Origin of the sequence: Marinomonas sp. BSi20584, from assembly GCF_002792415.1 — a bacterium.
Lineage (GTDB): Bacteria > Pseudomonadota > Gammaproteobacteria > Pseudomonadales > Marinomonadaceae > Marinomonas > Marinomonas polaris.
Genome location: NZ_KZ454885.1, coordinates 1 through 12308, shown reverse-complemented (window position 1 = coordinate 12308; position 12308 = coordinate 1). Strand labels below are relative to the sequence as shown.

General features: G+C 40.9%; 8 protein-coding genes. 3 read left to right on the top strand and 5 right to left on the bottom strand.

Translation table 11 applies throughout. The features are described from left to right. Nucleotides 1-34: 34 nt before the first annotated feature. Complete coding sequence (gene rho, locus TY87_RS15410; RefSeq protein ID WP_100187753.1) at nucleotides 35-991, bottom strand: transcription termination factor Rho; 957 nt, start codon at nucleotides 989-991, stop codon at nucleotides 35-37. Between the two features lie 196 nt (nucleotides 992-1187). Here rho and TY87_RS15405 point away from each other — a divergent pair, with 196 nt between their 5' ends. Beyond that, the gene (locus TY87_RS15405) at nucleotides 1188-2741 is read left to right on the top strand and encodes a sensor domain-containing diguanylate cyclase (protein ID WP_100187752.1); all 1554 of its coding nucleotides are present in this window, start codon (nucleotides 1188-1190) and stop codon (nucleotides 2739-2741) included. On the opposite strand, the gene TY87_RS15400 is transcribed toward TY87_RS15405, so the two are convergent. From TY87_RS15400 to TY87_RS15390, 3 genes are all read right to left on the bottom strand, one after another. Beyond that, complete coding sequence (locus TY87_RS15400) at nucleotides 2738-4180, bottom strand: FAD-dependent oxidoreductase (RefSeq protein ID WP_100187751.1); 1443 nt, start codon at nucleotides 4178-4180, stop codon at nucleotides 2738-2740. The two genes, TY87_RS15405 and TY87_RS15400, sit on opposite strands and share 4 nt — an antisense overlap. 194 nt (nucleotides 4181-4374) lie before the next feature. Beyond that, nucleotides 4375-4617: a hypothetical protein gene (locus TY87_RS15395; RefSeq protein WP_157789905.1), complete on the bottom strand. Its 243-nt coding sequence runs from the start codon at nucleotides 4615-4617 to the stop codon at nucleotides 4375-4377. Between the two features lie 35 nt (nucleotides 4618-4652). Then, nucleotides 4653-6497 (bottom strand): alkaline phosphatase D family protein, encoded by a 1845-nt coding sequence (locus tag TY87_RS15390; protein WP_100187749.1) that lies wholly within the window; start codon nucleotides 6495-6497, stop codon nucleotides 4653-4655. A gap of 689 nt (nucleotides 6498-7186) precedes the next feature. Between TY87_RS15390 and TY87_RS15385 the strand changes: the two genes are divergently transcribed. Next, nucleotides 7187-8311 (top strand): helix-turn-helix transcriptional regulator, encoded by a 1125-nt coding sequence (locus TY87_RS15385; protein ID WP_100187748.1) that lies wholly within the window; start codon nucleotides 7187-7189, stop codon nucleotides 8309-8311. A gap of 510 nt (nucleotides 8312-8821) precedes the next feature. Beyond that, on the top strand, nucleotides 8822-11566 hold the full coding sequence (gene acnA / locus TY87_RS15380; protein WP_100187747.1) for an aconitate hydratase AcnA: 2745 nt from the start codon (nucleotides 8822-8824) through the stop codon (nucleotides 11564-11566). Between the two features lie 82 nt (nucleotides 11567-11648). Here the strand turns inward: acnA and TY87_RS15375 are convergent, their stop codons facing one another. Further along, nucleotides 11649-12134 carry a GNAT family N-acetyltransferase gene (locus TY87_RS15375; RefSeq protein ID WP_100187746.1) on the bottom strand — a complete coding sequence of 162 codons (486 nt, stop codon included), beginning with the start codon at nucleotides 12132-12134 and terminating at the stop codon, nucleotides 11649-11651. Nucleotides 12135-12308: the final 174 nt, after the last annotated feature.

Below are 12308 nucleotides of genomic sequence, written 5' to 3'. Positions count from 1 at the left end.
ATTATAAAAATGAAGACCTTTTAAAACCTATTAGTTAGGTCGGCGAAAAAGCCTTCAATAGCTCAGCATTGGTCGGAAATTCTTCTAATAATTCAACTAACTTCTGAGCACCATCTACCGGCTTAAGATTTGTAAGTGAACGTCGCAAAGCACGCACTTTCTCAAGATCTTTTCCATCAATAAGCAATTCTTCTCGACGAGTACTACTTTTCGCAATGTCGATAGCAGGAAAAATTCGATGACTCGCCGCTTCTCGTGACAAAACAATTTCCATATTGCCCGTACCTTTGAACTCTTCAAAAATCACCTGATCCATCTTGCTGCCAGTATCCACCAAAATAGTCGCGAGAATTGTCAATGACCCTCCGTTCTCTACCTTTCTCGCTGCACCAAATAGCTTACGAGGGATTTCCAACGCTCTTGTATCAAGTCCGCCAGACATGGTTCGACCGCTGCCTCGCTGCTCGGCATTATGCACTCGTGCAAGCCTTGTTAATGAATCAATCACAATCATCACGTCTTGACCTTCACCGGCTTGCTTACGCGCTGTTGCTAGCAGCGCATCGGCTACACGAACATGTTGTGTATAGCTTTCATCAGAAGACGACGCATGCACTTCTGCCGATACGCTGCGCTTGAAATCCGTTACTTCTTCAGGGCGTTCATCGATAAGCAAGGCATATAGCTTTATTTCAGGATAAGATTCTGCCACGGCCTGACAAATGTGTTTTAACATGGTTGTTTTACCAGATCCTGGTGGCGCAACAATCAGGCCACGCTGCCCCATACCAATTGGCGTGATCAAATCCATTGCACGAACCGTTCTCTGTGAAGAACCAGATGCCAGATGAATACAAGGGGAAGGATGAATGGCCACGCCGTTTAGAAAACGTTTTTCAGGATCATTCGGATACAAATCCTCGGCCACCTCATCGACTGGGTTCACGTCTGAAGATCGTTTACCTTTCAAACTTAATATTTTTCTCGTCATATTGTGGTCTTATAGTCTTGGATAATTATGTGTTTGATTTATTGATAAAAATGATACTACTTTACCATAAAGACAATAATTTTTTACTGCTCATAATGCTTAACCTTCGTTATAATAGTTTCAGATTAAATTTATAAAACAATAAAAAGCTCGTATCTACACAGACACAAGATTTCAGGCTTAGTAAAGGGGATAAGTGTTGTTTCGTTTAGACTTACAAAGACTTTTTTTACTACTGACCATTGCAGCTGTGTTACTTACTTTTGCCAATAGCTACTATGTAACTTACCAAGTCCAAAAGCAATTACTGATCGACTCAACGCTTGAAGCCAATCGCGTTTACGCTGCAAAGCTAGCAGAAACCACCAATAATTTTTTACAAAATGCTCAAAAGCAATTAGCTTACAGTGCAAATATTTTATCAACAGATTTTGATAACGAAGCACTTCTAGAGTCAGAAGCCAAAAGACTATATCAGCAATCAAGCTTCTTTAACTCTGTTTCAATTATTAATTCAAAAGCAATTATCACGACTGTTTTTCCACTTACAGTTCCTGTGAAAGGACTCTTATTACCAACTGAAGCACGCCAATCCTTTAATAGTCGAAAACCAATAGTAGCAGATCCATTTCTATCGCCTTCTGGCAGTTATCTAGTCAGTATTTCTCATCCTATTTATACAAAGAATCGCGAATATTTAGGCTATATTGCCGGCACCATTTACCTACACCAAAACAATGTATTCTTTAACCTACTCGGCCAACATCCTTATAGCGATGGTTCATACATATATGTTGTCGACCGACACAAAGAAATAATTTATCACCTACATAAAAACCGCATTGGAGATCATGTTCAAAACAACCCTGTTCTAGATGCTTCCATAAACGGTCAATCAGGCAGTGCTCGCGTTGTTAATTCATTGGGGATATCTATGCTAGCAGGCTACGCACACATCGAACGAGCTGGCTGGGGGGTAGTTACGCAACGCCCTTTTGATAGCGCTATGGCTGAATTAGATGTGCAGTTGACGGAAGTAATTTGGAAAAGCTTACCAGTACTACTATTGACGTTTATAGCTATCTGGATCGCAAATCGATTTATTACAGCACCTTTACAAGCGTTAGCACACCAAGCTAGTAATATGCACGACAAAGAGGCAGAGCATAATATTCTAAGCATTAAATCATGGTATTTTGAGGTTTATGAGCTTAAACGAGCAATTCTTAGCGGTTTAGCTTCCTTGAATCAAAAAATAAATCAACTAAATATAGACACGAATACAGATCCCCTGACGGGTTTATACAACCGTCGCAGCTTAGATCAAATACTAGAACAATGGCGAGAAATGAAGCAAAGCTTTGCTGTGATTGCATTAGATATCGACCATTTCAAAGTAGTTAATGATCTGTTTGGTCATGATGTAGGCGATGAGGTTTTAAAGCAGTTGAGCTGGCTAATGAAAGAGACCGGCGATAAAAACGCGATCATTTTTCGTAATGGCGGGGAGGAATTCTTAATTCTATTACCATCAACTAAACAATCTGTTGCGCATCTTTTTGCGGAGAAATTGCGTGTGAAAATTGCACAATATGAAATACCTATAGCAGGTAACATCACTGTTTCCTTAGGCATTTCATATTGGGATAGCAATAGCAACGATACGATTAAAATAACGCTCAAGAAAGCGGATATCGCTTTGTATCAAGCAAAACGACAGGGCCGAAATTGCTCTATCGTTCATAGCTAATTATCTAGTCTTTTTAAGGCTCGGCCTCTCGGCTCATCACCTTCATAAAGCACTATATCAGAATGCAAGAATTCGGCCGCCTCAGCGGAGCCTTCTACTTTAACTGCACTGCGTTCTAACATTTCAGCTTCAAACTCGGTTAGTACACTTGATCGAATACCCGCTTCGCGCCACTGAGACTTTGACCAGCAGCCTTTGGATATTTCGCGTGCCAAAGCCAACGCATCCAACAAAGCCTGATTCGCACCCTGCCCTTTAAATGGGCTCATTGGGTGAGCTGCATCGCCAATCAGCGTGACTTTATCGCCTTTCTCTAGTAGTTCTGCAGTAAGTAATTCTCGGTCGTAAACCGGATAACCTGACACTTGTGCCGTTTGAGTAGCCGATAGAATCTGAGGAATAGGATCATGCCACTGAGTTCTGCGACAGGCTTCGTCTTTTAAAGCCTGAACACCTTGAGCGCTCAAGGCTTTCGCATCGTCTTCTGACATAGGGAAACTCAGTTGCCACATTACAGAATCAGCGTCATAGGGCATAATATAAATACGTTCATTACCATTAGCTGTTTGAAATACCGTCGCCGAATCCAGCAGTTCGCTTTCTACACCATTGAGGTCTGACAAAGGACAAATCCCCAAAATAACAATACAACCAAGATAGCGTAACGGCGTCGTTTCCTCACCAATAAGTAAACGGCGCACCGCACTGCGAATACCATCAGCACCTACAACAAGATCCGCCTTGACGTGTTTTAACTCACCATCAACCAAAAAGCTAAGATCAACCTCATCACCCTCTTTTAAATCGACTAACCGATGTCCCCATTGTACAGCATCGCGCCCACCTAACCGCTCAAGCAAAGCTGAGCGTAAAGACTGGCGAGCAATATGAATATTGGTGCGCTTAGGCGACATCTTTGCGTCAGACTGCATCCACTTTCTCATGCCCCATTGACCGACAACTTTGCCTTCCGTCGTATGAACCACGTGGCGTGTTGAAACCACACCTTTTTCTAACGAGAAAATACCAAAGCCTTCAATCGCTTTACTCGCTTGCTGCAAAGTCAAACCATAACCTTGCGAGCGAGCATCAAAACCGTGATCTCGTTCATACAGCGTAAAAGGAATGCCGCGATGCAGACAAGCAACGGCCAAAGCCACACCGCCTATACCGCCACCAATAATAGCAACATGAGGATATTTTTCAGTATCTGGTTCAGGGTAACTAACAGAGGCAACCAAGCCTGAGCCAGCACAATTTGAACAGGATTCAAGATGTCCTTTAGGCCGAACTGGAGCTGGCCCTTCGCCTTTCAATCTTTCAAATTCGCTCAACTCTTTTAGATACAGCAAACGCACTTTCTTGCGCAACCTACGGCTTCTTTTACCGCGCCCCTGACATTCTGGACAAGCAGTCCAACTACCCGCTTCACTTACCACTTGATTAATTTTCCACTTGATGTGCTTTAAAAAAAGCTAATGATGTCGTCTTTCTATAAAAGAAATAGTAACCGATACAGTGGATAGGAGCCTAAAAGAAAAACCAGAATAAGGACTTAATTACTATGATAGTTATTATAGTCCTGAAAAATTGACTATATTAAAGTTCTATTTAAATAATGGCAGGCTCATAACTAAGCGCTTTTGTCTAGAATCAAAACGACACGTTTACATTCACTTTTAATTTTATCTTCCACAACTTCCGATGCTTTATTAACCGACTGAACACAAGTATGAGAGTAGAAGCGTATTGATGATGCCAGCACAAGAGCCAACGCTATAGAACCGATTGTTAGTAGCACCCTAAAGCCAATTATAGGAGTAAACAGCACCTCAGGTTTAAGAACATGTACGATGGCCGCATCCACCTTACTCACCAGATACCCTGAAACAAAGAGACCAACAACCAACACTATGAAGGGTATTCATGGCAATCAGTTAAATCATAGCATTTCTCATAAATTTCACCGGAAGCGGAGCAGCAATGAAGGGTTGCTTTAACAGGAACAAGTGCCATATTCACGATATCTAATTCCAAAGCCCCAATATTTTTATCTGAAGTTAAAAAATGAGGTCTTTTACCATTCGGCATTAGATATTTTGTGTCATCATGGTAAAAATGCTTCGCCATTGTAGAAGCCAAAGACAAACCAACATTACCACCAACAGGTGAATTACAGGCAGCACTACTACAAAACTGCCAAAATGTTACGCCTTGAGCTGCTAAATGCTGCCTGCGCAGAAAACCGTAGTGCACATCACCACTAAAAATAATGACATGTTTTATGTCAGGCGTTCTCAACAAAGCATTCTGTAAATTCTTAAGCGCTTTCTCGCTCGCAATCCACGGTTCTCTATCAGAAAAAGCCTTAAACTTTGTTAATAGCGGACTAAGTTGAGCAGCTTCAATGGCATTAAAGCCATACATTGGTGTAGGAGAAACCAGTATTAGCACAGAAGTTTTTGGTAAAAGAGCAAGTTTTTCGCCTATAGCATCAAGCTGTTGCTCAGACATCAACTCAAGGTTATCACCGTCATATACTCGCTGGGTCCGAGTATCCAATACAAGTGTTGGTGGTGCTTGCTCTAATAAATATCCCCAATACTTACTAAATAACACTTCTAAGGGTTTATGATTTTCCTGAGTAGGATTCTTTGCTAAAGCCGCGATATTTTGCTGTATTGTTGGACTAAAAGCGTCAGGCTGATTCCCCCAATGCTGGCAAACAGCATAGGCAGACAAAGCATTTACATAAACCTGTTTACCCAGCCAACTACTAGAAAGATTATGCTTATTTTCCTCTGTTAAGTTCCAATCATCCGTCACGTCATGATCATCAAACATCATATACACACTAATATTAGCCAATGCTTTACGAACTTGACTCGTTGCCGTTTGCGCGAATCGCTCCAAAACCACTTTTTCATTCTCGTATTGCATAGAGCTATAATGATATTCCCTATCATCTTTACGTCGCAGCGATGTCAGTCTTGGCTGTAGCGCTTTATATTTAGCAAATTTTTGCTTGGGTAAACTGGCACCAAAACTGAATAAATACATGCAAAAGTATTCAGAAAAGCTAAAAAGATGGGACCTTTTCTCTCCAGAGGTAAAGCCTAACTTTCGTTTAGCCTTACGCCATCGACCATCTAAATGCATTTTATCTGGATCAAAAGAGTCATTTTTGTCGGTATACATCATTTCATGGGGCAGACCTAAAGCCTCTCGAACATCTTGAAAGGATTGCAGCAATATCGGTGACACATCATCCGCATAAATTTGATCGCCAGTAAGATACAGCTGACTAGGTCTTGTGTTCTTCCCTAAGGCTTCCTCAATCAAATCAGCCATTTCAGCTAAATGGTCAACACCTTGTTTATCATGGGGTTTACGACAAGATGCCTGATATAGATAACGATGTTGCTTCGGTATCATCACACTTGGTAGCTTTTCTCCCTGTAAACAAACCAGTTCATTAAGCCCTGTTTCTACCAAGCCTTCGCCATCCACAATGACATCATAATAAATAATCTCGTTAGAATCAGACGGCGCTATGGTGGCAGATAACATTACAGCAAAACAGGACGAGCCAAGTTGCACAATACTACTTGAGACCTCTGAAGCAATATTACCCAAACTCTGTAATGATGGATAAACAGCGAGATTTATCTCACTAAACTCATGGTCTAAAACTTGCCATATATTAATTTTTTCACGAGTTGTATGCCTAACCATTGGCCCGCAGATAATTGCCATAATAAATCTCCCTATTTTTAGCCTGCTCAAATTAATTTACTAAAGAATATAGCCTCAACATAAGATTAGGACCAAGCTTTATATTAATAATTTAATAAACCTTCAGTCTTCCCAAGGATATAATATATAACTTAGCACTACTTTTGTGAGCTTTATAAAGGCCATCTGATGTTGCTGTTGGTGCAAATCCCCTTGCCTACTTACTGCATTCAAGGTAATTGCATTCAAACATAATAATTCGACCTGATCTTCGTTAATTTTTCCACAGCTAGCGAATCCCCCTATTCCGTCTAAAAAGAAATGATTCTCTTTTATAGATATCCGAGAACCGTTGCCAACGGCACTACAATTTTCATCGTATGCACGTTATAAATGCTCGTAAGAGGCTTGCAGGCTAGGATCACTACTGTTGTGATTTAATATTAGCATTCATAGATTGACAAGAGTCGTCATTAACCACTGAACTACCTGCCTGCTTCAGTTGCTTATTTCGAACCACTTGAATTGCTTCTTTATTTGTAGCAAGAGATTGTGGTGCATAGGGACGTCGCTCGACAACTACTCGCTTCTAAGAGGATTGCGATAAAATTGAATATTTTTACAAATATAAACATCTACTTTATTTTGGTCATACCCTACATGGGGTATATTCAGACTTGTATCCTCCCGCTTCTTAGGAACATTTCGATATGAAAGAAAACTCTATTTTAGATTTAGTCGATATGATCTATGAGCGTGGCTTTGAGCACAGAGACTGGGACAGTGTCTTAGAAAAACTCTGTGAAACAATTAAAGCCAAAAGCGCTGGACTGTTTTTTATTAAATTTAAGAAAAACGTTTATCGAGTCTTGGGAAGTTATGGTGTTCCGAGCGATTTTTCTCCTGAATATCAAGAGAAACTAGGTGTTTATGATGCTACAGGCACCATTATGAAAGCCTTACCTGAAGGAACCGTGCTTGGAGCCATTGACCATAAAACATCAAAATTCGACCATCCTGACTTTTATCAAAACCTACTTTTACCTAATAATGTTGGCTACATAAGTGCTTTAAATATTTGTAATAATACTGAGTACTTCGTTGGTATTGGCATTCATCGTGGTATGGATCAGGAACAATTTAATGACAATGAGCTAAAAGTATTGTCACGACTTTACCCTCATTTTCGTAGAGTATTTGATTTCTCTGACATCCTTGAAAAACTATATGAAAAAGAAGAAGTCCTTAGCAGTGCATTAGCTAAGGTTCCGCTTGGCCTAATTGCAATCGATGCTGACCTAAAGGTTCATTTTATAAACGACTTAGCAACATCTTTAGCTAATAGCGTCTTTGGCCTTCATATAAAAGATAAACAATTATTCACCGACAAGGTGTCATCCAAAAAAAATCTTAAATCAAAAATACAAAATGTATTAGACGGTCAGATTTCGGCTACTTCATTACAATTAGAAAATAACAATAATGTGACACCGCTATCTATAACGATCACAAACTCAAGAGTGCACGATTTAGATATATTAAAAAATGAACACCAAATATCAAATTTTGCTCTGGTGTATATTTCTCATCCTGACCTTTGCTCCCATATGTCATTGGAAGTGCTCAAGGAGGTATATAATCTAACAACTTCAGAAGCTCAATTAGCATTAGCCCTAACAAACGGTTTATCATTACAAAAGTATGCAGATTCTAAAAGCGCCAGCATTCAAACAGTCAGAAGCCAACTAAAAAATGTATTTAATAAAGTACAGGTAAACTCTCAAACCGATCTAGTTCGCACTTTGATTATGAGTTCTTTCAACATTATATCTTGATGGATATTTTTAAATTAGCAAGAAATTCATCCTAACTTCAAACTGTCAAATTCGCTTAGCTCTTTTAAATAGAGAAAACGTAATTTCTTACTTAGTCTAAATAATTCTTTTGCCTCACCTCTGACATTCTGGACAAACCGCTCAACTCGACTTTCCATCTTCCAATTTATTTACTTCTTCTTTATATAACTTGATTGTGATTTTCTCTTTTAGAAGGAAATATAGTAACCAATCCAAGAAATACTGGGACGAATAGTACGATTGTAATGATAGTTTTTACTATTACCCTAATAATTAAATGCGAAAAAAGTAAGACTCTTTTCTATGAAATCCAACTCACATAGGGCTTTGCAGCGGTGAAGTCTAGAGTATCGGCGCCATGCGGTCGTCTAAGACAAAAAGTACTGCTACACTCTTAGTCAACATTAAACTTATCAAAACATCACACTTTAGAGGTTTTTTCAAGATATCTGTCTAAAGATATCTGCCTAATAGACAAAGGGGAAAAAAATGAACAACAGTTTCGACACCCAACAACAGATCACCGTTAATGGCGAGCATTTTCATATTCACTCCTTAAAAGGACTTGGCGACAAAGCCAAGCGACTGCCGTTTTCTTTAAAAATATTACTCGAAAACCTACTTCGTAACGAAGATAGCGTTAATATTAAAAAGCAAGACATCCAAGCGTTATTAGATTGGGACCCTCAAGCTAAACCCTCCTCCGAAGTGGCTTTTACGCCTGCACGTGTTGTCATGCAAGACTTTACCGGCGTCCCAGCCATTGTTGATTTAGCTGCGATGCGCGATGCGATGGAAAAGCTAGGCGGCGATCCGGCGAAAATAAACCCACTATCTCCTGCCGAACTGGTTATTGACCACTCAGTACAAGTCGATGGTTATGGCAATGCAGCTGCATTTGATTTAAATACCAAACTTGAATATGAAAGAAATAAAGAGCGCTACGAATTTTTGCGCTGGGGACAAACCGCCTTTGATAATCTAAAAGTCGTGCCACCAGCGACAGGTATTGTGCACCAAGTAAACTTAGAATATTTAGCTCGCGTGGTATTTAACGAAGAACGCAATGGCAAAAAGTTTGCCTACCCGGACACGCTAGTGGGAACAGACTCACACACCACAATGATTAATGGCTTAGGGGTACTTGGTTGGGGTGTCGGCGGCATTGAAGCCGAAGCCGCTATGCTTGGTCAACCTATCAGCTTACTTATCCCTCAGGTTGTTGGTGTTAAGCTAAGTGGCCGCCTACCGGAAGGCACCACGGCGACCGATCTAGTACTTACCATCACTGAAATGCTACGAAATCATGGCGTCGTTGGTAAATTTGTCGAATTTTACGGTGATGGTCTTGCTGACTTGCCACTTGCCGACAGAGCAACCATTGCCAATATGGCTCCAGAATATGGAGCAACATGCGGCATCTTCCCTATTGATGATGAAACCATTAACTATCTTCGTTTAACAAATCGCGACGAAACGCAACTCAACCTCATTGAAGAATACGCAAAACACCAAGGTCTATGGCGCAATGATGGCGATGAAGCCAACTATACCGACAAACTTGAACTTATATTGAATGATGTTGTTCCTAGCCTCGCAGGCCCTAAACGACCACAAGACAGGATACCCCTTGATAAAGCAGGTGACACTATCCGTGATCATCTAAAAGGCTTTCAAGAAGAACGAATGGCTCGTGAAAATAAAAGCAGTGAAGAACAAGCTCGTATAGAAAGTGAAGGCCCTGTTATTCACCCCGATGAGTCCGTAGATGAAGCACCAATTAAAGGCGCGAGCATTGTTAAATTTAAAGGACAAGAATTTGAATTGAATGACGGCGCTTGTGTTATCGCAGCCATTACCAGCTGCACCAACACTTCAAACCCAAGCGTCATTCTAGCAGCAGGCTTGGTTGCTAAAAAAGCAAAACAACTAGGTATCAATGTAAAACCATGGGTGAAAACTTCACTGGCGCCAGGATCTAAAGTGGTAACAGATTACTTAGCAAAAGCAGGATTAATGGATGACCTAGAAAGCCTAGGCTTTAACCTCGTAGGCTATGGTTGCACCACCTGTATTGGTAACTCTGGACCATTAGCCAGTGAAATATCAGACGCTATCCAGAAACACAAACTCATCGTTAGCTCTATTTTATCTGGCAACCGAAACTTTGAAGGACGTATTCACCAAGACGTGAAAATGAACTTCTTAGCCTCGCCTCCACTCGTTGTCGCCTATGCCATTGCAGGCCGTACCGATATAGATGTGTACAAGGAGCCTCTTGCGCAAGACGCGAACGGTAACGATATTTACCTAAAAGACATTTGGCCAAGTGTCAAAGAAGTCAACGATCTTGTCAAAGAAACCGTTACCAAAGAAATGTTCGCCAAAAGCTACGCTAACGTATACGAAGGCGATAGCCACTGGCAGCAAATCCAAATTCCAGATGGCAAACTTTATGACTGGAACGACGCGTCAACCTACATCAAAAAAGCCACCTTTTTTGATGGCATGAGCATCGATCCTCCGGGTATTCCAAGCATTAAAGGTGCTCGCTGTTTAGCCAAACTGGGCGATTCTGTCACCACAGATCATATTTCTCCAGCGGGTTCAATTAAGGCTGATTCCCCAGCCGGTTTATACTTGCAAAAACACGGCGTAGAAAAAGCACAGTTTAATTCTTATGGCTCTCGTCGAGGTAATCATGAAGTGATGGTGCGCGGTACCTTTGCTAACGTAAGACTTAAAAACCTACTGGCACCGGGCACCGAAGGCGGCATTACCCGCACTCAACCGGATGATAACTTAGCCAGTATTTACGATGCTGCCGTGACCTATCATGAAAGCAATACGCCACTTATTATTTTAGCGGGTAAAGAATACGGTACAGGCTCATCTCGTGACTGGGCGGCTAAAGGCTCATTGCTACTCGGAGTAAAAGCGGTAATCGCAGAAAGCTATGAGCGCATCCACCGCTCTAATTTAATTGGTATGGGCGTCTTACCTCTGCAATTTAAAGACGGTGACAGTTATGAATCACTTGGTTTAACAGGGCAAGAGCAATTTGATATAAATGGCTTGTACGATAAAACCGATGAAGTAACCCTAATGGCGACGAATAGCGAAGGGCAAACAATAAGCTTTAGTGCTGACGTACGAATTGATACTCCCAAAGAGTGGGACTACTACAAACATGGCGGTATTTTACAGTACGTATTGCGAGGTATGCTCGGCTAACCTTCCCTGCATTTAATAAAATAGCCTCGCTCAATAATGAGCGAGGCTATTTTATTATCATCCACAAGTTTGTCTCTGAAAATCAACCCTCAGTTTGGCCAATTTTCTTCACCATGTTCACGCTAACGGTTTCATAACCCATTTCAGCGTATAGGTTCTGTGCTGCGTTATTATGAGAAAATACATGCAAGCCAATATTAACAATGTTGTGCGTTGCGGCGAAGTCTTCGATTTCCTTTAGGGCAAGCTTCGCATAGCCCTGTCGGCGATGTTCTGCCTTGATTTCTAAATCGTAAATAAACACCGTACTCGTGGTACTGCTGTTCTCTAAAGACAGCCATATCATACCGACTGTCTCGTTTACTTCAGGCACTTTCATTTCAAAGAAATGGTTATTATCTGTGTCTATTCCACGCGGTAACAGTCTTTCTATATCACGCCTAGATCGAGTTAATGATCCTGTTTTCTGCCAGCGGCCAGATGCCACATTCTCTCGCGCATACTGCATGATAAGCTCTTCAATATAAGATGCAAAAAAGGGTCTTGACATAGACACCAAGAAAGACATAACGACTCCATTTTATGAAAGGCAGAGGAAATCCTGCTCTGATAGCTTAAGTATTCATCAAATTTTCAATAAAAAAAACTTTATTTGAGTCTTGAAGCACTCATTAAGAAGCAAGCAGTTATAAAATAGCGACAATCAACATAGAGCATGACGGGTTTGAAAAGCAGTTTACTG